Annotated in this window: 20 protein-coding genes; 4 read left to right on the top strand and 16 right to left on the bottom strand. The window is 36.8% G+C overall.

Annotated features, from left to right (window positions below):
• Positions 1-24: 24 nt before the first annotated feature.
• Both hpaE and hpaI read right to left on the bottom strand, forming a co-directional pair.
• Complete coding sequence (gene hpaE / locus ACIQ7T_RS11335) at positions 25-1,542, bottom strand: 5-carboxymethyl-2-hydroxymuconate semialdehyde dehydrogenase (protein WP_402870378.1); 1,518 nt, start codon at positions 1,540-1,542, stop codon at positions 25-27.
• Positions 1,543-1,612: 70 nt separating this feature from the next.
• Positions 1,613-2,539 carry a 2,4-dihydroxyhept-2-ene-1,7-dioic acid aldolase gene (hpaI, locus tag ACIQ7T_RS11330; protein WP_370079497.1) on the bottom strand — a complete coding sequence of 309 codons (927 nt, stop codon included), beginning with the start codon at positions 2,537-2,539 and terminating at the stop codon, positions 1,613-1,615.
• Positions 2,540-2,670: 131 nt separating this feature from the next.
• Between hpaI and ACIQ7T_RS11325 the strand changes: the two genes are divergently transcribed.
• Positions 2,671-3,576, top strand: coding sequence for a LysR family transcriptional regulator (locus tag ACIQ7T_RS11325; protein ID WP_402870375.1), 906 nt, complete (start codon positions 2,671-2,673; stop codon positions 3,574-3,576).
• A 116-nt stretch (positions 3,577-3,692) separates the two neighbouring features.
• Positions 3,693-3,860, top strand: a complete 168-nt coding sequence (locus tag ACIQ7T_RS11320; protein WP_402870372.1) for a site-specific integrase — start codon at positions 3,693-3,695, stop codon at positions 3,858-3,860.
• 572 nt (positions 3,861-4,432) lie between these two features.
• Here the strand turns inward: ACIQ7T_RS11320 and ACIQ7T_RS11315 are convergent.
• The 8 genes from ACIQ7T_RS11315 to gpr form a co-directional block, all read right to left on the bottom strand.
• A complete protein-coding gene (locus ACIQ7T_RS11315) occupies positions 4,433-5,209 on the bottom strand; it encodes a CsxC family protein (protein ID WP_370079500.1) in 777 nt (258 codons plus the stop codon).
• 660 nt (positions 5,210-5,869) lie between these two features.
• Positions 5,870-7,696: a translation elongation factor 4 gene (gene lepA / locus ACIQ7T_RS11310; protein ID WP_370079501.1), complete on the bottom strand. Its 1,827-nt coding sequence runs from the start codon at positions 7,694-7,696 to the stop codon at positions 5,870-5,872.
• 336 nt (positions 7,697-8,032) lie between these two features.
• Positions 8,033-8,365: a hypothetical protein gene (locus tag ACIQ7T_RS11305; RefSeq protein ID WP_402870368.1), complete on the bottom strand. Its 333-nt coding sequence runs from the start codon at positions 8,363-8,365 to the stop codon at positions 8,033-8,035.
• Positions 8,366-9,022: 657 nt separating this feature from the next.
• Complete coding sequence (locus tag ACIQ7T_RS11300; protein ID WP_370079504.1) at positions 9,023-9,292, bottom strand: FmdB family zinc ribbon protein; 270 nt, start codon at positions 9,290-9,292, stop codon at positions 9,023-9,025.
• Between the two features lie 20 nt (positions 9,293-9,312).
• Positions 9,313-10,491, bottom strand: a complete 1,179-nt coding sequence (gene fmdA, locus ACIQ7T_RS11295) for a formamidase (protein ID WP_402870363.1) — start codon at positions 10,489-10,491, stop codon at positions 9,313-9,315.
• A gap of 637 nt (positions 10,492-11,128) precedes the next feature.
• Positions 11,129-13,024 carry an acyltransferase family protein gene (locus ACIQ7T_RS11290; RefSeq protein ID WP_402870361.1) on the bottom strand — a complete coding sequence of 632 codons (1,896 nt, stop codon included), beginning with the start codon at positions 13,022-13,024 and terminating at the stop codon, positions 11,129-11,131.
• A gap of 661 nt (positions 13,025-13,685) precedes the next feature.
• A complete protein-coding gene (gene spoIIP / locus ACIQ7T_RS11285) occupies positions 13,686-14,600 on the bottom strand; it encodes a stage II sporulation protein P (RefSeq protein ID WP_402870358.1) in 915 nt (304 codons plus the stop codon).
• A gap of 52 nt (positions 14,601-14,652) precedes the next feature.
• Positions 14,653-15,669, bottom strand: coding sequence for a GPR endopeptidase (gene gpr, locus ACIQ7T_RS11280; RefSeq protein WP_402870355.1), 1,017 nt, complete (start codon positions 15,667-15,669; stop codon positions 14,653-14,655).
• Between the two features lie 162 nt (positions 15,670-15,831).
• Here gpr and rpsT point away from each other — a divergent pair, with 162 nt between their 5' ends.
• Positions 15,832-16,080: a 30S ribosomal protein S20 gene (gene rpsT, locus ACIQ7T_RS11275; protein ID WP_142508923.1), complete on the top strand. Its 249-nt coding sequence runs from the start codon at positions 15,832-15,834 to the stop codon at positions 16,078-16,080.
• 135 nt (positions 16,081-16,215) lie between these two features.
• Here the strand turns inward: rpsT and holA are convergent, their stop codons facing one another.
• Positions 16,216-17,226, bottom strand: coding sequence for a DNA polymerase III subunit delta (gene holA, locus ACIQ7T_RS11270; RefSeq protein ID WP_370079509.1), 1,011 nt, complete (start codon positions 17,224-17,226; stop codon positions 16,216-16,218).
• 165 nt (positions 17,227-17,391) lie between these two features.
• Here holA and ACIQ7T_RS11265 point away from each other — a divergent pair, with 165 nt between their 5' ends.
• Positions 17,392-17,529 carry a YqzM family protein gene (locus ACIQ7T_RS11265; protein WP_142508925.1) on the top strand — a complete coding sequence of 46 codons (138 nt, stop codon included), beginning with the start codon at positions 17,392-17,394 and terminating at the stop codon, positions 17,527-17,529.
• A 32-nt stretch (positions 17,530-17,561) separates the two neighbouring features.
• On the opposite strand, the gene ACIQ7T_RS11260 is transcribed toward ACIQ7T_RS11265, so the two are convergent.
• The 5 genes from ACIQ7T_RS11260 to ACIQ7T_RS11240 all read right to left on the bottom strand — a co-directional run bounded on the left by ACIQ7T_RS11260 (position 17,562) and on the right by ACIQ7T_RS11240 (position 23,635).
• Positions 17,562-19,742, bottom strand: coding sequence for a DNA internalization-related competence protein ComEC/Rec2 (locus ACIQ7T_RS11260; RefSeq protein ID WP_402870352.1), 2,181 nt, complete (start codon positions 19,740-19,742; stop codon positions 17,562-17,564).
• A 107-nt stretch (positions 19,743-19,849) separates the two neighbouring features.
• Entirely contained in the window at positions 19,850-20,419 is a 570-nt protein-coding gene (locus ACIQ7T_RS11255) for a ComE operon protein 2 (protein ID WP_402870350.1), read from the bottom strand.
• A gap of 107 nt (positions 20,420-20,526) precedes the next feature.
• Positions 20,527-21,174 (bottom strand): helix-hairpin-helix domain-containing protein, encoded by a 648-nt coding sequence (locus ACIQ7T_RS11250; RefSeq protein ID WP_402870348.1) that lies wholly within the window; start codon positions 21,172-21,174, stop codon positions 20,527-20,529.
• A 412-nt stretch (positions 21,175-21,586) separates the two neighbouring features.
• Complete coding sequence (locus ACIQ7T_RS11245) at positions 21,587-22,762, bottom strand: DUF4085 family protein (RefSeq protein ID WP_402870345.1); 1,176 nt, start codon at positions 22,760-22,762, stop codon at positions 21,587-21,589.
• Between the two features lie 132 nt (positions 22,763-22,894).
• Positions 22,895-23,635, bottom strand: coding sequence for a class I SAM-dependent DNA methyltransferase (locus ACIQ7T_RS11240; RefSeq protein WP_402870342.1), 741 nt, complete (start codon positions 23,633-23,635; stop codon positions 22,895-22,897).
• Position 23,636 lies beyond the last annotated feature (1 nt).

Here is a 23,636-nt window from a genome sequence, read left to right as displayed (position 1 = left end):
TGTTTCCCCCTCAAAAAATAGTTTTTACTTCCCAAATTGCGGAATATGATGATCACCTATAGCAACATGGATTACCTTTGGTTCTGTATAGAATTCAAAAATTGCGTAATGACCACCCTCTCTTCCAATTCCACTATCTTTCGTACCGCCAAATGGAATTCGAAGATCTCGTACGTTTTGAGCGTTAATCCAAAGCATACCTGCTTCAATAGCATCCGCCATACGATGTGCTCGTTTTAAATCTTTTGTCCATACAAAACCAGCTAGTCCGTAAGATACGTCATTTGCCATATGAAGTACTTCTTCATCTGTTTCAAATTCGATTACGGCCATAACGGGACCAAAGATTTCTTCCTGACATACTCTCATGTCATTTCTTGCATTTAATAAAAGTGTCGGTGGTACAAAATTACCTGCCTTTACCTTCTCCGGAACCACTCCCTGAATTACTTCACAACCTTCTTGTTTAGCGATTTCTATATATTTTTTTACTTTGTTGTAGTGATCTTTTTCAATTAGCGGACCAAGCTGTGTTGATGAATCCATTGGGTCACCGATTTTAATGTTAGCGACACGTGCTTTTAATTTTTCAACAAATTGATTTTTAATATTTTTATGCAAGAATACTCGAGAATTGGATGTGCAACGTTCCCCATTAAAAGAGAAAATCCCCCATATTGCTGCATCTAGAGCTCGTTCAAGATCTGCATCATCAAATACAATTAAAGGTGATTTCCCACCAAGCTCCATCGATGTTTTCTTTAAAGTATCCGCAGAGTTTTTAATAATAGTGGAACCTGTAGTCGTTTCACCTGTAAATGAAATCGCTTTCACACTTGGGTGAGCAACAAGAGCAGCCCCTGCAGTTTCTCCAAAACCATGAACGACATTAAAAACTCCATCCGGAACTTGAGCTTTATGAATAATTTCAGCTAATTTATTTGCAGTTAATGGTGAAAGTTCAGCTGGTTTTAGCACAACAGTATTTCCAGTTGCTAATGCAGGCGCTACTTTCCAAGTCTCTAACATGAATGGGGCATTCCACGGAGTAATTAATCCTATAACTCCTAATGGTTTATAAACTGTATAATTAATGAATTCATCATCCATTGGGTAAGATTCACCATGCAATTTTGTCTCAACCATTCGTGCGTAGAAACGGAAATTTTCTGCAGCACGTGCGGTTTGATTTCTTGTTTGGCTAATTGGCAGACCTGTATCTAATGATTCTAAGAAAGCAATTTCTTCAATCTCCTCATCGATGATATCTGCAATTCTATTAATATATTTCATTCTTTCTTTCAATTTCATCTTGCCCCACGGACCATTCTCGAACGCTTCTTTTGCTGAAAGAACAGCTTGATTTATATCCGCTTCACGTCCCTCAGCGATATAGTTGTTTATTTCATTGGTAAATGGATTTTTATTTTCAAAAGTAGCACTTGATTCACTGTCGACAAACTGTCCATTAATATAGAGTTTTACATTTTCTACTTGCTTGTGTTCGTGATTTTTTTGAGTCTCAGTTACTTGAACTTGCATGTTATTACACTCCTCATTCTTCTCTTACTCCTGTAACGAGGAGTAAGAGAATTTTTTAGATTTTGAATTATTATTTAGTTACAATCTCATTTGATAAAATGCCGTATTGATTTAAAACTTCACGAATTTCATTTTGAAGTGCCTCAGATGGTAAATCCATTGGCTTGCGTAAAACTGGCGTAATTTTACCCATCATGCCCAGAGCTGCTTTTACTGGTCCAGGGTTAGTTTCTTTGAATAACACATCATTTAATGTCATCAATTCATAATGAAGATTTAAAGCTTTTTCAGCGTCGCCTTCCTCCCAAGCATTGTGCATTTCTGCTACTTTTGCTGGTGCAACGTTTGCTGTGGCGCTAATAGAACCTTTTCCACCGATTGTTAACATTGGGTAGCAAAGAAGTTCAATTCCCGAGAATAGACTAAAATCTCTCCCACAATTTAATAGCACCCGATTGACATGTTCAAAATCTTTATTTGACTCTTTGGCACCAATAATGTTCGGGCAATCTTCAACAAGTCGAGCCATTGTTGTTACTTCCATATTTACACCCGTTCTTCCAGGGATGTTATATATAATAATTGGAATATCCACGGCATCGGCAATAGTTTTATAGTGTTTATATAATGCTTGCTGGGAAGGCTTGTTATAGTATGGAACAATGACCATCGCAGCATCTGCTCCCATTTCTTGAGCAGCCTTTGTTAGCCGAAGTGCTTCATTATGATTAACTGATCCCGTTGCTGGAACAAATGGAACTCGTCCGTTAATCGTTTTAATTGCTGTTTCCATCACAAGCTCTCTCTCTTCGATCGTTAGAGAACTAGGTTCCCCAGATGTACCGGTTACCGAAATACCATGGCTCCCACTTTCTATTTGCCAGTTAATTAAACTTTTAAATGTCTGTAAATCTAAGCTTTCATCTTCTTTGAATGGTGTAATAACTGGTGCAATTGAACCTTTTAAACTTTCTTTAGCTTTTCGAATTCTAGACATTTTATCTTCTCCCTCTATACCTTTTTATGGAATCGTTTACAAGATTAATGTATCATTAAGTATAAAATATTTAAAATATTTAAAATATTCGTGATGCATACAAAATAAATATACTTCTAAGGAGGAATTTCATGGATATAAGACAATTGCGATACTTTGCCACTATTGTTGAAGAAGGCCAAATCACTCGAGCAGCAAAAAAATTGCATATGGCCCAACCCCCTCTTAGTCAACAGCTAAAAGCGCTGGAGGAAGAACTTAGTACTCTTTTGGTAGTACGCAATGGAAAGAATATAGAACTAACAGCAGCAGGAAAAGTTTTGTATAAGAGAGCTACCAATCTGTTAAGTCAGATTGATGAAACAATTATGGAAGTGAAAGAAGTAGGAGAAGGACTTAAGGGTACCTTATCAATTGGATCTGTAAAAACATGCTTTTCTCACTTACCTGAACGCATTCGTTTTTTCCGAGAAAAGTATTCAAACGTTACATTTCGTTTATACGAAGGGGATACCTATCGATTATTACAAGATTTAAGAAATAGGCATATTGAGGTTGCTATAGTCAGGTTACCTTTAGAATCAGAATCAGATGACTTATCCTCACTGCCATTACCTCCGGACCATTTTGTAGCCGTTATCCCCGAGACGTGGAATTATGAAAATACATTAAAACTAGATGAACTTTCAAGTATGCCACTAATGTTGCTACAACGTTTTAAGGGTGTTGGTCAATACGAACTGGTTATAGAAGCTTGTAGAAAATATCACTATGAACCAAATATTGTCTGTCAATGTTCAGACGCTGATATGATTATGTCCCTAGTTAGAGAAGGTGTCGGTGCTTCCTTACTTCCAAGATCTGTCTTAAGTTCATTTTCTATGAATGGCCTGAAAATATTGGAGCTCGAAGAACTTAGTATCCAATCAGATTCCGCCGTTATCTGGTTGAAGGACCGTTACCTTTCAAAAAGTGCTATTAAATTTATCGAAACTTTTAAGAGGGAATACAATTTAAATAATTTACAAGTAGAATGACTCAAATGATTCTATAAATCATATGTGTTGTAATCCAATGCATTATGTCGAGTTATTAAAAGATAAAGATTGCAAAACTACGAGGGATGATTAAAAAATTCATCGAAAGAAAATTCATGACTAAGAATGAGAGAATAAATGAAGATCATCCATTTTATTTACCTTTTTATATTGGTCTTCATTGTAGTGTTCGGGTCGGAGAATTATGCGGGCTTGAATGGAAACATATAAATTTTGATGAAATGGTAGTAGAAATTGAACAGCAACTAATAAATAAAAAATAAAAATTTACAGATGAAAATGAAAAAGAATATTTTAGACTATGGAAATGTATAGTCAAGTTTATCTTTTTATATTTCTATTTAACCGACAATCCTTTACTACATAAGGATTTTTCGGTTGTTTTTTATTTAATTTTATTCATGCTTTTATCGCCTTATTTTCTACATATGGTGGTGATATGATGTGCAAAAATAAGACCATCCGTCACACACTGGAGTGGTCTTTATATCTCTATCAATGTAAACAGTCTTGTTAACATCTATGTAAGGCTTTTAAATCGATTGTTCTAAGAATTGATGAATAAATCTTAATGTGCTTTCTTTAGATTTAATTTGTACAAAATATTTTTCGGGAACTGTTGATAAATGCCCGTTTACAACCCTCTAGCCTTCCCCTAATAACACACCGTCAAATACATTTTGGTTATTAAATGCAAAAAGGCAGTTGAAAATCAGATTCTGCCGCACTTTCAACTGCCAACTCAAATATTTGATTACAAGGTTGTTTTTTCGATTAAATTTTGTTGCAGCGAACTGCGTTTTTTTTGTTCTGCTCCTCTAAAAACTAGAGATTATCAAGGACTAACTGGAGGAGTAAGCCCTGTAAGAACAGGAGTTATAACACTAGTTCCAGCTCCAAGGCGAATTTGTTGAACTTGTAGTACTTTTACAGTAAGCTCTAACACGATTTTTTCACGTAATGTGTCGAAAGTGCCTTCTGGTGCTGCCATAACCGGTGAAAAGTCAAGTTCAAAGAAGTTTGCAGCTACTAACTCGCCAAATGGTTGTTCATTGTATTTAACTAGATTTTGGAAGAATGCTTTATCCAATCGAGCATCCATTTGCGTAGTTTCATTAAGGAAGTTCGCTTCCGCAAACTCGGAAATTCCTAAAATCGGAGTAGGGCCTCCAAGTGTTTGTGGGAAAGTAAGGTCTGTAAAACCTGAAAACGGAACATCGGCAATTCTATCTTGGAGTGCCCCGTTACATGCTGCTGAAGCATATTCTATATTTTTGCGAATATTTCCAGCTACAAATAATTTAGCTCTTGTTACCGCAAAAAAGTCAGTGCCAGCAATACGCGCAAAAGCAACCGGTACTAGTTTCACTTGATTTAGGAATACATTTTTTTTCACTCTTTTGATTTCTGTTGCTGCAGGACTAAGCGTAATATCAGACTCCACAGCAATTTGAAGTGTTGGTTCTGCAAGTACAACTGGAACTTTAATAGTTGGAGTCACTAACGGTGTAGCGACTACTGGAGTAGTAGCAGTAGTTAATGGTATCTGTTCTGTTGATGTTACTGGACAAGGTTCGACTTGATTAACTTGAATATCTAATTGATCACTCAAAAAATTCCCTCTTTTCATTTTTTTAGTATTAGAGAGCGCTCTCTATATTGCTAGAATATGTAGCGATTAATTCTATGTATAGACGTGTATACTAGTTTTTTCTGATTTTTAAAAAGGGATTTTTAGGATGAATATTAAAATGCTAGATACTCACCATTTTTAGCACCTAGTTTTAATTGTTTAGTTACCTATTTCAACTGGAGAATTTCAAGAAAATAATAGTCAAAAGTAGAAGCAATATTACGAAGAAAGATTTTAGTGTATGAAAATTTTATGGCTGGAGGAATATGTTGACCTAAAAAAAGAAAATGGAGAACATTGTACGCCAAGTGTCATCAAATATAATACTAGAAAAATTAAATATTAGTTTTAACTATCACTCATTGCGTCACACACATACAACGACATTAATAGAGAATGGTACATCTGTTAAAACTGTATAAAAAAGATTGGGACATAGCAGGTCAGCAACTACTGAAGACCGCTATGTCCATTTAACTCAAAAGATGGCAAGAGATGCTGTCGATATTTTTAATTCCATCGCAAAAGATTTATAAATTGCTGGCACAATTTTAATGCGGTGGCAAATCGGTGGCAACCTCCACCATACTAATATAAAAACACACAATTAAAATCCTTATAAACGTTGTTATATCAACATTACTTCGAATCATCCATCTTCAGAACAGCCATGAATGCTTCTTGTGGTACTTCGACTGAACCTACTTGTTTCATACGTTTTTTACCTTCTTTTTGTTTATCAAGAAGTTTTCGTTTACGAGAAATATCCCCACCGTAACATTTCGCTAATACGTTTTTACGCATAGCTTTAATTGTTGAACGTGCCACAATTTTTTGGCCAACAGCTGCTTGAATTGGCACTTCAAATTGTTGACGTGGAATTAATTCTTTCAATTTTTCAACGATCACTTTGCCACGCTCGTATGCAAAGTCACGGTGTACGATAAAGCTTAGTGCATCGACTTGCTCACCATTTAATAAGATATCCATCTTCACTAGTTTTGAAGTCTGATAACCAATGAGTTCATAGTCAAATGAAGCATAGCCCTTCGTATTCGACTTTAAATAATCAAAGAAATCATAAACGATTTCTGATAACGGCATTTCATAAACAATGCTGACGCGTGTCGTATCAATATAATCCATTGTCATAAAATTACCGCGCTTTAATTGACAAAGTTCCATAACAGCTCCTACATAATCGTTTGGTACCATAATTGTAGCTTTTACATATGGTTCTTCCACTCGATCAATCTTTTGAGGATCCGGCATAAATGAAGGGTTGTCAACCTTTACTATAGATCCATCCGTCATTTGAACATTGTAAATTACAGAAGGCGCTGTTGTGATTAGATCAATGTTAAACTCACGCTCAATACGCTCTTGAATGATTTCCATGTGTAAAAGCCCCAAGAAGCCACAACGGAAACCAAATCCTAGTGCTTGTGATGTCTCTGGCTCATATTGAAGTGCAGAGTCATTAAGTTCTAACTTTTCTAACGCTTCACGTAAGTCATTATATTTCGCAGTATCGATTGGATATAATCCGCAGTATACCATTGGATTTAAACGACGATAACCTGCTAATGGCCCATCTGCTGGGCGATTCGCAAATGTAACTGTATCCCCCACACGAGTATCACCTACATTTTTAATAGACGCTGTTAAATAACCTACGTCACCGACTGTTAATTCATCTTGTGCTACAACTTTCGGTGTGTGTATACCAACTTCGATAACTTCAAATTCTGCTCCAGTAGCCATCATACGAATTTTATCGCCAGGTTTTACTGTACCATTCATGATTCGAATGGAAATAATAACACCTTTGTAAGCATCGTAAACAGAGTCAAAAATAAGGGCTTGTAATGGTGCATCCGGGTCACCAGTTGGTGCAGGCACTTTCTCTACAATTTGTTCTAAAATATCTTCAATCCCGATACCGGCTTTAGCAGAAGCTAAAACCGCTTCAGAAGCATCTAACCCAATTACGTCTTCAACTTCTTGACGTACACGTTCCGGATCCGCTGCTGGTAAATCAATTTTATTGATAACAGGTAAAATTTCTAGGTCGTTATCAAGCGCTAAGTATACATTTGCTAGTGTTTGTGCTTCAATACCTTGTGCTGCATCGACAACTAAAATTGCACCCTCACAAGCGGCTAAACTACGTGATACTTCGTATGTGAAATCGACGTGTCCCGGTGTGTCGATTAAATGGAATGTATACACTTCACCATCTTTCGCTTCATACTTTAATTGGACTGCATTTAATTTAATCGTAATGCCTCGCTCACGCTCTAAATCCATTGAGTCCAGGAGCTGTGCCTTCATTTCACGAGATGTTAAAGATTTCGTTTGCTCTAAAATACGGTCAGCAAGCGTTGATTTCCCGTGGTCAATATGTGCAATAATAGAGAAATTTCGTATATTCTCTTGTCTTTTTAAACGTGCTTCTCGGTTCATCTTTTCCACTCCTAATTAAACTATAATGAATTATACTATGAAAGATATGCAAAGTACAACAACAACTAGACTCAAAAGCCTATTACATCAATACTTATAAGTGTTTTTACGGTTTTTAGATTTTGCAAGATAAGGCATATAAATGCATGGATTTGGGGCTAAATGGGGCTAATAAAAATATGGCGAGCGTGTGTACAGGAATGTGTGAGTAAGAAAAATTGAGGCTAATTGCTTCGGTCTTTTTTTGTTAGTAAATTATAAGAATAGCACACTTACATAAAAATTTGCACTGCTTGGTACAGTGCATTTCTAGGTACATTCGATAACCCTTCAGAGCTAATTATGGAAGGTAACTTTATTTTCTAAATAACTACAGTTAGAACAAAGGTAATCTTTATTGATAAATATAGCACTGTACATATTTGTCCAAGGAATATGTTCAGAACATCTTTCGCATTTATCTACATATTTATCACGTAAAATACCATTCTCTAAAAAGACATGCCATTGTTTATCCGATAAACTTTCAGATCCATTTTTTATGAGGAGCAATGATATTTCTAACGCTTCACCATCGTCAAATCTATTCTCGCTTATTAGTTCTTTCAAATATGAAATAAATTTAGATGGTTCTCTTAATATTCTTTGTTTAAGCTGTTCTCCTTGCATAAAACCCCCCTCCTTTTTCCATCTACTTTAATTCGACAAAAGGGGATGATTTCCTTCTGAATTAGACAATAAATAATGCAGGATTATACTTAAGTGTCGAAGGAAGTACTTTGTAAACACTCCTCAAATTTCACGATTTCTCATTTTTAAGAAGCATAGCGAAAAGACGACTATTATTAGACTTTTAGTTACCGCCTCACAGGTGAAAATGATCAAATCCACGACGGCATATTAGGAGAAATTTGTTGGAATTAGTTAGAAATCCATACACTGATGATTGATAAAGATATTCGCGGTGTCTAAGTTATGTCCTGGCCAGCTGTTAAACCGCTTGGCGCTTTGATAATGCACTTCAAGACTACACAAAAAGCTGATTGGCCATTTTACAACGGGCAATCAGCTTTTTTATCGTTTAGAGATGATTAATGTACGTTGAATTGAACTACTCGCCACTTAGCTAACGATTGAAGTGGGAGTCTTCTGTCGGGATCTGATCAAAAATCCTACCGACAACGCTCGGCGCTTGGGGATACCACCCGCAATAAACTAGACAGAAAACTACTGTCAGTCTTATTATTTTCGCCTACCACAGTAGGCGCCTTCGCTGAATGATAGAATAGCATCTTTAGCCAATATATTTAGTAAAGCAACAGGTGCTTACCCGAATTGCCACGGACGATTTGCGCCCGCCTTTTTCCTTGGCTTATCGGTCCCTAATTGTTCTCGACTCATAATTTGCGGTTCCATTCCCTTTTCGATTTGCGAACTAAGTGCTCTCGAAAGTGAATACACATTCGGTGCAAAATAGACCCGATTTGACTCTAATTGGCAAATAGGACAAGTTGATTTTTCTTTATTCCCTGCCATTGATTTAAAAAATAACGTAAACTCTCCACAATCATTGCAACGAAATGTGTAACTAGGCAAGAATAAACCTCCTTATCCTATCATTTTGGCATAATATTTTTATCGAATATTTTTGTAGGGATTGCAATGGTACAACAAGCATTTGGAACATCGACTATGCCATTGATTCGACTTTCAACTGGTGCTGTACTCAGCAGCATATAAGCTTGTTCACCTGTATAACCAAGCGTTTTTAAATACTCAATGGCATTCAAGCATGCCCGACGAAACGCAAGATTAGCATCTAAATAATGTTGTTTCCCATCCTTATTATCTACTGAAATCCCTTGGAAAACGAGGAAATCATTATAGTTTGGATCTACTGGGCCCGGTTGGAATACAGGATTTTCGTAAATTTTATAGGTTTCCATGCCACCTTTAATGACATCCACCTTTAGATCAATCCATCCTGCCATCTCGATACCACCACAAAATGTGATTTCTCCATCCCCTTGTGAAAAATGAAGATCGCCTACCGATAACTTCGCTCCCTCCACAAATACTGGGAAGAAGATTTTCGATCCTTTAGATAGATTTTTAATATCACAGTTCCCGCCATTTTCCCTTGGTGGTACTGTTCGAGCTCCTTCCTTAGCTACTCGATCAAACTCAGCCCCTTTTAATGTGCCGACCACTGCCCTCTCCGGAGTCGGTGCATTGGCCAACGTTGGAACCCGGTCCGGGTTGGTCATGATGAGTTCTTTTTCTCGTGCATTCCATTTTTGCAAAAGTTCCATAGAGGGAGCAACGCCTATTAAGCCAGGATGGATAATCCCAGCAAACTTCACACCAGGTATATGTCTCGAAGTCGTATAAATGCCTTCAAAATCCCAGATTGATTTAGCTGCTTCTGGAAATTCGTCAACTAAGAAACTTCCCCCATTCTCTCTTGCGAAAATGCCGTTAAACCCCCACGCCGAATCTTGAAAAGTACCAATATCTAAAATATCTACGACAAGTAAATCTCCAGGTTCAACGCCGTTCACATAGACCGGTCCACTCAACACATGAACACGTGCAAGATTCACATCTCGAATATCATTTGGACTATCATCATTTTTAATTTGTCCATCTGTCCAGTCTTTACATTCCATTCTAAAAGAAGTACCTGGATCTACTGAAAACGCTGCTGGTATGTCTGGGTGCCATCGATTGTGACCGGGATGCGCCTGTTCTTCCATTGATTTGCTTAAATCTAGTTTGTACAGAGTTTTCACCATTTGATTTACTCCCCCTAGTTTCTATGTAAGTGATGTATGCGATTTCATATTATCAAGGATAAAAAATAATGTCAAATTATTTCGAAAATTCCATCTTCCGGTTAAGCAACCAAAAACTAGAATGAATTGAGGGCAGTCAAATGGATTATTTCTTATTTAAAAACCTCACACATTCAGTATCTCCTTTAACTCATTGTAATTCCTGAAATATTCTGATTATTCACTAGAAAAATGGATGCAAACAACTATTTATATATAGTTGGATTATTTAATTTCTTTGTCATTTATTGTGCATCTAAAAATGGTTTTAACTAGGATTATTAATCTTTCCTTTTTTATGCAAATATGTACCGACAATAACGTACAGTATTAACATTGGAACGCCAATGTAGAATGAAAATCTCGTATCTGGACTGTAGGCTGTGTCTATAAGATTTACGGCCATGTATTGAAGGAATTAGAGGAGCAGTCTGTAACATAACATTAGAACGGCATAAATGCTGTTAAATCAATGGTTATTCTAAATAGCGTGCCATTTCCTCTGCAATCAATAAAAAAATGATAAAGAGTGCTTAAGATTTTCCTACAAAAAATATCCAGCTACACTTACGTGCACTCTGGATATTTTATTACTAAATTATATATTTATTGTTTGTTGAATAAGGTTTGTTAACGTATTAACACCTTTTTGTACTAAATGGACACCATCCGGAGCAAAAAACTCTGGATGATTAATTGCAACCGAATGCCAATCAATCAATGTAATATTATCATGCTCTTGAGCTTTTTGTTGTAATGAAGAGTTTACATTACTTTCCCATGAGCGCGGTACTCGAGTATTCACTAAATAAATATCGGCATTGGAGAATGCTTTAAGTAGTTCATCGATCTGATCATCCGTAAAGTAACCATTTGTGCCAAGTTGAATAATAACCGCTTTATTTGGCTCATTAAAACTAGCATAATTTGGTGCCAGTTGGACAGCTTGTGAAACTTGGCGACCAATTTTTGCATCAATTGTAATGTTAGGATAGACATTATGTAAGCTTGTAGCAATATCTATCATTAAAGAATCTCCAATAGCTAATATACCATTATAGGATTCATTAGGATTAGCAGTTGTATCATTCTTTCCTTGCTTAGGTTCTTCTTTGTCCGATTGATGGTTAGTTTCAGTTTTTTCATTCTTAACAATCGATGAATCGCTTTCCGTTGTTTCTTTTTCCGCTACGGTATCATTTTGCTTAGAAGGTTGTTCTCCACCATTTATTTTAATTTCTGTTGGCTTAGACTCTTTTGATTCCGTTTGTTCTTTTCCTATAACGCCTGTCATTCCAGTAAAAAATACTAGAAGGAATAGTGGAACAAGCACAGTAGAAATTTTTCTAGTAAACGAAATGCTGCCCCATTTATCTTTATTAACTACAAGATATTGTCGATAATAGGAGCGGAAACCTTCTTTCCTTATTGGCATTTCAATAAAACGATACGATAATTCTGCAATAATCAAAATAAGAACTAGCTGTATAGCAACTCGCCAGTACGTAGGATTACCTATTTCGTGGACTGGAGTACCCAACACCATGATTGGATAATGCCATAGATAAATTCCATATGATCTTGAACCAATCCAACGTAGAGGCTTCAAAGAAAGTAATTTTCCTAAAATGCTAATTGGATGACAAACACACGCTATTAATATAGCTGCATTCAAACAAAATAGGAACATGCCTCCTCTATATAAGAAAGTTTGATATTCATTTACAAAAATAATACTTAATATGAAAATACTAAAAGCAAGCAAACTTATAGCATTTAGTTTATTAACATGGTCAGTAGTTAGTTTTTGAGAAGATAGTCTTTTCATCGGCCAAACGAGAGCAAGCCAGCAGCCTATAAGTAATTCAAAGGAACGTGTATCTGTCCCGTAATATATACGACTAGGATCAGCTCCTGGCTCATACAGTAAGCCCATTAACACAGCTGAACATAATGCACCGATAAAGATAAAAATGGCTAATTTACTCTGTTTTTTAACAAGATAAAGCCCTAGCATTAACAGAATTGGCCAAATAAGATAAAATTGTTCCTCAATTGCTAAAGACCATAAATTTTTTATAGGTGAAGGGGATCCAAAACTGTCGAAATAAGAGAGCTTATGGAAAATGAACCACCAATTACTTGAATAAAAAATAGAAGATATTGCATCTCCGCGCAATGTATGAAGAAGTTCCTTATGAAATAAGGTAGCCCAAGCGAATGAAGTAATAATCATTACGTACGCAGCAGGTAGTAGGCGTCGAAATCGTCCAATCCAAAATTCTCCTAGCCCTACTTTTAATTGATTTCCTTGTAAAGGTAAAATAGTAGAGGTTATTAAGTAACCCGATAAAACAAAAAAGATATCAACTCCTAGGAACCCTCCACTGGCCCATTTAAAGTTAAAATGATAAGCTATCACAGCTAGTACTGCTAAAGCTCGAATCCCATCTAATCCAGGGATATAACGATGATTGACTGTCTTGCCTGACATAATATTCCTTCCTCTTCTTCCGATAATCTACAAACCTTTTTTATAGTGTAAATTTTAGTATTAAGTCAATATCGTCCCCTTTTAACTAATGATTCAGTGCATTCACTTATATAAATGACGGATGAGTATAAATAAAAGTTTACATCTAATAATATTTATTAATTATCCCTCGGCATAATTGCCGCTTTCGCGCAGAAAACATTTGCCGCTGTCGTTTCGCTTTCGCGCAGAAAATATTTGCTGATAGAAGTTTAATATTCTTTTTGATCACATAAACAACTCGGAAATAACTTCTCATATGTATGTTTTCCTTCATTCTTTTAAAATAAAGGTTAATCTTATTCATATTTTATCCATCAAAAAAGCATCTCCAAAATGGTAGATGCTTAGCGTATTTCGCCTATTGCATATGCCGCTTTAAAACTTTTACAACTCTTCGTCAAATCTTTATGTGCTGACTCGAAAATTATAAGGCAAGAAATGAATAATTAAAAGGCTTAACAACTATTTTTTCTAAAACAAATTCCTGGTATTTTTGCTAACAATCATTCAATTTTCATACTTTGTCCAAAAAATGATTAAGTGCTATATCTAAACAAAAATTGGCAAAAAGAAGACTATAAAAAAGTCCAGCTTTTTGCCAATCCAAAAAATCTATTTTTTATTTTCCTGTATTGAAGGATTTTGATATAGCTTTTCCTATTACAGCAATTGTACGATTCAATTCTTCTTCTGTATTGTCAATTCCACCTATTTCGATTAATATCATTTCTTTTGTTAAATCTTGATTATAACGTCCATCCACATTGTCACCACTTTTTGATATAACACCTCTGGAAATTTTCGGCACAATTTCATTCATAGTAGCTGATAGACTTTCTGCATAAGCAGTATTCCATCTATAATTCTTATGCTCTGCACCAATGACAATCGCAATCCTTGCATACGATTCGTTATTATGGGTTATCGTTGTCGCATTTTTCTTGGCAGAATCTCGATGAAAATCAATCACTAAATCATAGGATTGCTCTTGTAAACGTTTTGCTAAATAAGGACGTACAAAGTTATAAGAATCCGGAAAACTTTTTCCCTTAAGTTTTAGTTCCTTCATAACATCAACATCTAAAACGTCAGTTTGTATACCATTCATGCTAAAATGCTTAGAAATAGTATCTTTTAAATTATAAATATTTGTTTTTTCATCATAATAGGCCGCCTTCCCGCTAACAGCTTTCACCATTGGTTGATATGATTCCTGTGAATGCGTAAATAATAACAAGACTTTAAATGGATCTTGTGTTTGATCTTGTGTTTTATCTTGTGCTTGATCTTTTGTTTGATCTTTTGTTTGATCTTTTGTTTCCTCTTTTGCTTGATTCTTTGTTTCCTCTTTTGTCTGCTCCAGTGCACTTTGTTCAGGTAAATTAGTAGCGGCAAACACGACTTGTTTATCCTCAGGTTCTTTAATCGGAGTCGATGCTTGCTTGTTGAACGGAAGTTGCCCAGCAATGACAGGTAATACGAAAAAGAACAACAATAAACCAAATGACCACTGTAGTTTTTTTAGCAAAGTCACACCCTCCTCCCCTTATCGTATGGAGGGGGTATGCCTTTTAGAACGAAAAAAATTATAGATTATTTGCCCATTTCATAAGCATAGAAGACACGATTTTTGCATACTTATCTACCCAATAATCGGCTTCCTTTGGCGTTACCATTAGCTGTGTATGCGAGCCTGCGAAAGTCTCTGCAAATAATTGCTGACGCTCTTCTTTAGACCATGTAGCCCATTCTCCAAAAATCGGCTGTACTAAAGACATATCTAGTTCTTTATTTATATCTGGTTGCCAAGACGACAATGACAATTTGGATGAAGGTTTACTTCGCTCTGCCACTCGTGCAGCTATAGAACGTAGCATTACCTCTACAGCATCCGCAATTAATACAGGTGCATCAACTACTGTTGGGATACCGATTGCGGTAACAGGAATGCCAAGCATCTCATATGATATTTCCTTACGCTGATTTCCTACACCTGAACCAGGGTGTATCCCTGTATCTGTTAATTGAATTGTTTTACATAAGCGATCACTAGCTCTCGTTGCAAGTGCGTCTACAACAATAATTAATTTAGGTTTTAGTCGCTCTGCTAACGCCGCTACAAATTCACCAGTCTCGTATCCTGTTTGCCCCGTTACACCAGGCGCATACATGACGAATTTTTCATCTATTACATCTAAACTATGCAAATGATCAATAAGATACGGTCCTATAGCATCTGGTGTAATTGTCCGATTCCCTAAACCAACAATTAAAATTTTGTCATCTTCTTTCCATGACATGGATTCATGCATTTTTTTGAAATTCGCAAGCAATTCTTTCTCAAGCTGCTCAAATCCATCCTGATCTTCTAACGTCAAAGTAGGCACAGAAAGAGTAATGTACTTCCCTTTCTTCTTTCCAATTTGCTTCTCACCTTCTGCATCGACGAGCACATCAGTGATTTTTACCCGACCAGCATTGATATCTTCAATTTGAATACCACTCGACTCTTTAAGTGTATCTTTTTGCTCTTTCGTTTGATGTAAAACTACCTCTTCAGACTCATCAATCAAATCCGTACGTTGCCAATTAAAATTTTGCATACAGTTCACCTCAACTGTAGTTTGTTCAAACTGTCAAGTAAATATTCTTTGCATTTATCTATTGCAATTTGTCCTAGCGTTTGTTAAAATGATTTTTGTTGTATTGACACAAGAAATCAATGAGAAGATATCATCTCGTACCTATTTTAGGAGGTGAAACATATGCCAAACATTAAATCTGCGATTAAACGCGTAAAAGTTAACGAAAAAGCTAACGCTGCTAACACTCAAGCTAAATCTGCAATGCGTACTACAGTGAAAAAAGCTGAGAACGCTGTTGCTGCTAAAGCTGAAAACGCACAAGAACTTTTACAAGCAGCTTACAAATCTTTAGATAAAGCAGCTTCAAAAGGACTTATCCACAAAAACGCGGCGGCTCGTAAAAAGTCTCGCCTTGCTAAAAAAGCGTAATTGTTATAAAAGATCAGTTTACTCTATTAAGAGTAGCTGATCTTTTTAATTTACAAGAAAATTAATTACACCTTGATAAAGCTGCGCCTATTGCTTCGGACAGCTCATCAATAGATGTTTTCTTCTACACAATCCTTAAAGCCGACGTAGTAAAAAGAGTTCTAAATAACGCTCACGATTGCCTCCAGTTGATTTCAGTTGTAAATCAACCTCTGCTAACTGATATAACGCCTTCAATAAACTTTCCTCTGATGGACGATTACGCTGCTCAACCATCAACTTGACACGATAAGGATGTATTTTTAAATTTTTTGCGATTTGCTGTGGATGATAGCCCTTTTTTAATAAATAAAACACATTGGACATCGTACGTACATTTGATGCAAGCAAACCGACAAGCATGATAGGCTCTTGCTTTTGACGTAGTAAATCGTGATAAATAGACAGTGCCCCTACAGAATCGTTTGCAAAATAAGCATTTAACATTTTGAAGGCATCCTGTTCTAACGTTTTTGCCACTAAATCCTCAACTAGCGTAGCCGTTATTTCACCGCCATCTCCTATATAAAGGGTTAGCTTCTCAATTTCCATTTGCAACTGTAGCATATTCGATCCAACCATTGCGACAAGCTGCTCAATCGCATTTTGTGTAATGCGGTTGCCCTCTGCTTTAACTCTACTCTGTATCCACACAGCTAAGTCCTGCTCCTTTGGTGTTTCAGCTTGGACTAATAACGCATGCTCCTTCATCATCTTTGTCACTTTTTTACGTTCATCCAATTTTTCATAAGGTGCGATAAAAACTGTAACTGAAAAATCAGAAGGATTAGCAAGCCATGTTTCTAAGCGTTTAATATCATGGTCAATTTTTTCTTTTCCTTTTTCAGTTGCCTTTAAAAAGGATGCGTTTTTAGCAATGATAAGCTTTCGCTCAGAGAAAAAAGGAATTGTATCTGCTTCATCCATAACGGCATCCACTGGCATTTCTTCCAAATCAAATGTTGACATCTCTATCTCTTCTTCGGGGCCTATCGCTTCTTTTAACCGTTTAACTGTTTCATCTATAAAATAACCTTCCTCACCAACGAGTAAATACACTGGTGAGAGCTCTCCTTTTTTGATATTATTCCAAACCGTTGAAATCATAATTTTCCCTCCATCTAGCAATACTACTAGTATACATGATTTGAAATTCCTTTGTGACTTTGACCGAATTGTGTCGATTCTTTGCCACATGGTAAATTCTCCGTTTCGATATAGCTTTTATGAAAACGATGTCTTATAATAAATAACAGAATTGGAGGGATAACAATGAATCCATTTGAAGGAAAAAACATACAATGTCGCCGTAACGATGCAACTGATTCAGGAGTTGGCTTCGGTGTATCATTTGGAATGTTTGCACTTATGTTTCTCATCGCGATAGTAGTAGAAGTAGCCTCTAAATAATTGAATGTAATGTACGAGGAAAAAGACCTTGCTCATTGGACAAGGTCTTTTCCCTTTTGCACAGACCAACTATTGCCACGAATTCTTACTTCAATCGTCCCATCTATTCCAGTTGTTAAAGTAGCTAAATTTCGACTTGTAAAACGCTCCACTACCTCACCATGCGGATGACGATAGCGGTTATTTAGTCCCGCGCTGAAAATGGTTAATTCAGGCCGTAACAGCTCTACAAAAGGCTCCATACTCGATGTTTTGCTGCCATGGTGTCCAGCCTTCAACACTGTCATATTCGCTAATTGCTTGTTGTAAAGATGGATAAGCTCCTGTTCACCATATTCCTCTAAGTCACCCGTAAACAATGCTCGAAATGACCCCTGTTGCATATATAAAACAATTGAATCATCATTCCCCTCATAAAGAGTGTCACGGGGCCATAAATAATAAAAACTAGTTTTTCCTATGCGCCATGCAGTTCCCCGCATTTTTTCTTTCACAGAAACTTTTTGCTTCTTGGCTTCCATCAGTAAATCCCGCATAACAGGCTTATCCATCGAACCAGGAGTGAGATGAATTTCATGCATATTAATCTCTTGCAAAATCTCTTCAGCTCCCTCTACGTGATCAGCATCCGCATGAGTGGCGATAAAAATATCAATGTTTCGTATCCCTTTTCCTTTCATAAATGGTACCACAACTTGTCTCCCAACCTCATATGGGCTTTCTGAAGTCTTCCATATCTCCTGTTCAAAGCGTAGTACGCCGCCTGAATCAATAACATACACAGCCCTTCTAAACGGTAATTCTATAACTGTACAATCACCCTGACCAACGTTTAAAAATGTCAGCTTAGTATCGGTAAACAACATCGGTGATAAATGAATACACAATGCAGGAATAAACATGACAACTGCAAATTTACCATACTGTTTTATCTCTATAAAATAGAAGCCCGCTAATATGCTGATCAATGCTACGCAAATAAGCCATATAGCAGGCTGCCCTGGCGACCACATCTGAAACGGCAATTCCTGAAGATATAAAATAAACTTTGTAAGCCACACACGGAACGGCTCGTATCCAACAAACAAAGCTTTCGCTACTGGCATCGATATAATCGTTATGACAAACAAGACAATATTAAAAGGCAAAATAACAAGGGAAAACAGTGGTACGAAAATAATATTCGCTAAAAATGAAGAAATAGAAATTTCATAAAAATGATGGAGTAATAATGGATAAACAAGAAGCTGGCATACAAATGTAATGAAAAATGAACGGATTAACCAGTTCGTGGATCGTCTTAAAATGACACCCGAATAGACGAGACTAACCGTTGCTAAATATGACAATTGAAAGCCAATCTGATAAATGACACCTGGTTCAAGTAGGACAAAACAAAGAAAGCTAATTGCTAGGGCATCGTCAATCGATATTTGCCACCTAGCGTAACGCATCAGCATGATTAATTCTACAACAGATACTGCGCGCCATACGGAAGGCGCACCACCCGCAATCACCCCGTAGATAGGTAAAATGATGAGTAAAACTAAGGTCGCCATTTCCTTCCGTACGCCTAGACGTAAAAGGCCTTCAAAAAACAACCATGAGACAAGTGCCACATGTAAACCAGAGATAGCAAATATATGGGTGATACCAAGCTTTTGATAGGCCCTTTGAAGCTCATAATCGACTTGATCCTGCAATCCTATTAGAAGCGCTTGTGCCTCTGCAACTAGTGAATCCGGGAATGTTGTTTCAATATGTTTTTTCATATAGTGTCTCTGTTTAGCAAGAAACGAACGTATAGATTTTTTCTCTTCAATAAAGGTCCAGCTTGAAACTTCAAATATTCCCCTAGCACCTTTACTGATTAAATATTTTTCCATAGAAAACGCATATGCATGTGCAGGTGGAAGAGGGGCTACAAGTTCTCCTTGAACTAGATAGGTCCTGCCTGTCAATGAAGTAGTTTCATACAAGCTTTTCTCTTCTTCTGATGAAAATGTATAGACGACATACAGTTTCTCACCAGTTTCAGTTTTGACAAAGCCTCTAAGCTTTTGACCATTTATTTTATATTCACTCGTCCAAGTTATTGAGAATGTTGACGGTAGAGGGGAAGATTCCGTCAGTTGAAATGTTACGATGAAGAAATAAGAAAGAAATCCAATGGCTATAACAAGCGCTGAAATTAAACGCCTTTCACCTTTCAATTTAAGCCATAACGCGAAAAGTAGAAGAATAGCGAGTAGCCAAGCTGACTTGTGTGCCGCTATTGAAGCAACAAGTACAGCTAGTGCTACGTAAATACATTTATGCTTTAAAGCTTTTTGCCAAATAATGCACTCACCTTCTGTTCATATGGGAGCAATTTTTCTGCAGGCATACCACTCTCACGAAGCTCGTTTAGCATGTCTATGTACAAGGCTAATTTTTCATCGCTTAAAAAGTCGATTTTACGTTCATCAAACGGAACGTGTACAACCTCTACACCTGCTTTTTTAAATAGTTCTTGTGCATAAGGGTTATTTTTATAATCAGTAGCGTAATACACTCGTTCAATACCTGCTTGAATAATAGATTTCGTACATGGTAGACACGGGAAATGTGTAACATATAAGTCTGCACCTTTTGTAGGCGTACCATATTTAGCACATTGTAGCAGTGCATTCATCTCGGCATGCACTGTACGCACACAATGGTTCTCAACAACATAGCAGCCATTTTCAATACAATGTTCATCACCTGTAATTGAACCGTTATAACCACCTGCTATAATTCGCTTATCTCTAACGACAGTTGCTCCTACTGCAAGCCTTGTACATGTACTACGTAATGCGAGTAAATGGCTTTGCGCCATGAAAAATTGATCCCAAGTAATTCGCTCCATATGACTACCTCCATAAATTAATAAGCTGTTCGTTTTGCAACAGTCTTTTTATACTATAGTGTAGCCCTTTTTGAAAAGAAACGTCAATATCTCAAAATTTCCTGCCATTACTTAACGGTAATGAAATCCTTCAGCTTCTCAAACGTTTTTTCGCCAATACCACTCACTTTTTTTAAGTCCTCAATTGTTTTAAAGCCACCATTCTCCTCACGATACGAAATAATGCTTTGAGCCTTAGATGGACCAATACCTGATAATGTCGTAAGTGCAGCTTCATCTGCTTTATTTAAATTAACCTTTTGATCTTTTACGCCGTTGACACCTTGTGATGCTCCACTAGTAGGCATCATCAAGATATTAGAGGTAATATCGTTAGGCTTTTCACCCTTTATCGGAATGTAAATAACCATCTCATCCTCAACTTTTTGTGCATGATTAATGAGTTGCGTATCAGCATTCTGCGTATAGCCTCCTGCAAGCTGTACTGCATCTATAATTCGCTGGTCAGTCTGCAGCTCATAGACGCCTGGATACATAACAGCACCCTTTATATCAACAAATACCTGCTGTATGACCGCTTCATCAACAGATTCTTTCATATCAGTTTGTTCAATAGGTTGGATTGTTTCGATGAGCTCTTCTTGGGGAGGTGAAGAGTCAGATCTCGAAAAAAAGAAGTAACAAAGTCCACTGATTACTAGTATGCCGGGGAGCAACATACTTTTTTTGTACTTTTGCCAAAAAGATTGGATCATCAAATAACATCCTTTCCTTTGCAAAAGGTAATCATATGGAGTCTATTTCATCTTACAATATCATTCAAGTGTTGAAAAGATAAATTATCTATTAAGACAAAAACGAAGGCATCCCTGAGCTGCAGTTTTGAGATTTATCGAGAACTTTTAATTGTTTATCGACCAACTTTATCGATTTATCTACCAACTTTTTTAGTTTATCTACCAACTTTTTTAATTTATCTACCAACTTTCGAAAAATGTCGACATCTACCTTCATGCAACACTATCTGACCGCACTAATAATTTGCGTATAAAAATTTTCACATCAAAAAAGCGCGAGAAATCAACGTTTCTAAATTGATTTCTCGCACTTTTTAAGGTTTCGACCAGTTATATCCCAGCCTCTTTTCAACATTACTTTCTACAAGCGTTATTCTGCTAAGATATCTTTAAATTTCGCTTGAAGCTCAGTCGTTAAGATTCCCTCATTGTAAAAATGACGAATAAACACATTTTGCATCATATCATCCTCTTGAGTTGGATCCATCTGCATTAAAATATGCTTAATCTTCTCCGCGAGCTGTACTGGATTGGCATACATTGTATTCCATGCGCGAACCTTTAACTCTAAATCCGTACCGAGGGCCGCCTCCTCCAAGTCCTGTATTGGTACTGGCTCACTAAAATGTGCATACGGGTCTTCATATGTATCTGTATGTAAAAAATGAATACAATCATCTAATTTTTCTGCCACACGTATTGTATCCACAAAAACGCCTTGATCATTTTCATATAGATTGCTATTTTCTAAAATTAAAAACGGTGCTTGTTGCTGAATCCCGATTACTCGTTTTTTTAATTGAGGTGTAATAAAGATTAAGCCACTCTCTAGCTGCAATGTTTGAACGTACGTAGAAAAATTACCGTTTTCAGCAAAATCACTATATGTTTTTGGGCGATAATAAAATTCAGCGTCTAACTCCTCTGCTTCAATCGTCCATTCCACTTCTGGACAATCAAAAATAACACGTAGTGCCATTCCATTCGCTGTTTTTCTGAGCTCATCATAAATATAAAACTGCTCTGGTTCTACTTGACCTACTTCACTTAAAATATTGTTAAACGTTAGAGAAATGATTGACTTTGCAGTAAAGCCCCCTGCCATATCAAATGTTAATTCTACTTGAGTAGCATTACGGCGAATACTAACTATTGTTGCATCATGAAGGCTTTGCTCAAAGACCTCTCTTTCCTTTGGTTCTATATAAGCTAACGATTTCTGCTTTTCTTCATATGCCGCATCGAGAATATTTTCAAATAGCTGCTCCTGTTCATTTCTCCATCCTAAAAAATCTTCTCGTACATGTTTAGGAACATTTGGTGTATTCAACGTACGATCTAAAACATATGTATGAAATCGCAGTGGTAAATAGTTCATTAAACTATCGCGTATTACATCTAACTCCTGCTTCTTTTCCTTAAATGGATCAATATCATTTTCCTTTGCATAAGCAAGGTAATCTGTCCACTCTTCATCAGATTCGTAAATAAATAGTTTCATCGCATTTTCATACATTCTTTTTTCACGCAATGATAAATGCCACATAATTTCAGCTCCTTTTAATTAGGTTGTAAGATAACAGAAATATTTTTTCGAAAATTAGTGTTATTTGCGAAACAAAATAAACACCGGAAAGTAAAAACAGCTCGCTGGTAAGTTTACCAGCGAGCTGTTTTACTATTTTACCGCACGGATAAACATGCGTTCACTTTCATATTCAGGGCCTTCATCAGTAAAATCTGCTGTTACTTCTACTTGTTGAAAGCCAATTTCCTGAAGCCACGCCATATATTGCTCCATCGAGAATGTACGTTGGTTATGCTCCTCATCAAAGCGTTCATACAGATCACTCGCAGCATCACGCACATAAAACGTCATTTGGTGGACAACGGAATGTTCAAAATCGCCAGGTTCCGTATGCCATACATAGCTAATATCACCATCGTCATACGTAAACGGTCCGTCTAAAAATATATCATTCATTTTAAATAATGAATGTACGTCAAAAAACAGCTGGCCTCCATCACGTAAAGCACCATAAATGCGTTCTAATGTTGAATAAACTGCTTTTTCTTCCACTACATAATTCAGCGAATCAATAGCAATCGTTACAACGTCAAGCGCCTCAAAGCCCTCTAATTCATCCATCGACAGACAATAGAGAGGCACATGTAATCCTGCACCAGCAAAGCGCTCTGCGGCAATTGAGAGCATATCTTCCGACAAGTCAATTCCACTTACCTTGTAACCTGCCTGCGCAAACAGCAGGCCAAGCACACCTGTACCACAGCCGATATCTAAAAGATTCGGGAATTGACTGCTCGGTGCATGCTGCAAAACCCAATCCACATAAAGATTGTAAGGGATATCGGTTTGCAGCTCATCATACACGTGTGCAAATCGTTCGTAACTACTCACA

It is taken from the genome of Lysinibacillus sp. NPDC096212 (assembly GCF_044763105.1).
GTDB lineage: Bacteria > Bacillota > Bacilli > Bacillales_A > Planococcaceae > Lysinibacillus.
Note: the sequence above shows the minus strand (reverse complement) of the source record. Positions and strands in the feature narration are given on the sequence as shown.

What these genes read in the sequence shown, in the direction of transcription:
- hpaE (WP_402870378.1), bottom strand. Translation starts at nt 1,542, where the DNA reads ATGCAAGTTCAAGTAACTGAGACTCAAAAAAATCACGAACACAAGCAA.
- hpaI (WP_370079497.1), bottom strand. Translation starts at nt 2,539, where the DNA reads ATGTCTAGAATTCGAAAAGCTAAAGAAAGTTTAAAAGGTTCAATTGCA.
- ACIQ7T_RS11325 (WP_402870375.1), top strand. Translation starts at nt 2,671, where the DNA reads ATGGATATAAGACAATTGCGATACTTTGCCACTATTGTTGAAGAAGGC.
- ACIQ7T_RS11320 (WP_402870372.1), top strand. Translation starts at nt 3,693, where the DNA reads ATGACTAAGAATGAGAGAATAAATGAAGATCATCCATTTTATTTACCT.
- lepA (WP_370079501.1), bottom strand. Translation starts at nt 7,696, where the DNA reads ATGAACCGAGAAGCACGTTTAAAAAGACAAGAGAATATACGAAATTTC.
- ACIQ7T_RS11305 (WP_402870368.1), bottom strand. Translation starts at nt 8,365, where the DNA reads ATGCAAGGAGAACAGCTTAAACAAAGAATATTAAGAGAACCATCTAAA.
- fmdA (WP_402870363.1), bottom strand. Translation starts at nt 10,491, where the DNA reads ATGGTGAAAACTCTGTACAAACTAGATTTAAGCAAATCAATGGAAGAA.
- ACIQ7T_RS11290 (WP_402870361.1), bottom strand. Translation starts at nt 13,024, where the DNA reads ATGTCAGGCAAGACAGTCAATCATCGTTATATCCCTGGATTAGATGGG.
- gpr (WP_402870355.1), bottom strand. Translation starts at nt 15,669, where the DNA reads ATGCAAAATTTTAATTGGCAACGTACGGATTTGATTGATGAGTCTGAA.
- rpsT (WP_142508923.1), top strand. Translation starts at nt 15,832, where the DNA reads ATGCCAAACATTAAATCTGCGATTAAACGCGTAAAAGTTAACGAAAAA.
- holA (WP_370079509.1), bottom strand. Translation starts at nt 17,226, where the DNA reads ATGATTTCAACGGTTTGGAATAATATCAAAAAAGGAGAGCTCTCACCA.
- ACIQ7T_RS11265 (WP_142508925.1), top strand. Translation starts at nt 17,392, where the DNA reads ATGAATCCATTTGAAGGAAAAAACATACAATGTCGCCGTAACGATGCA.
- ACIQ7T_RS11255 (WP_402870350.1), bottom strand. Translation starts at nt 20,419, where the DNA reads ATGGAGCGAATTACTTGGGATCAATTTTTCATGGCGCAAAGCCATTTA.
- ACIQ7T_RS11250 (WP_402870348.1), bottom strand. Translation starts at nt 21,174, where the DNA reads ATGATCCAATCTTTTTGGCAAAAGTACAAAAAAAGTATGTTGCTCCCC.
- ACIQ7T_RS11245 (WP_402870345.1), bottom strand. Translation starts at nt 22,762, where the DNA reads ATGTGGCATTTATCATTGCGTGAAAAAAGAATGTATGAAAATGCGATG.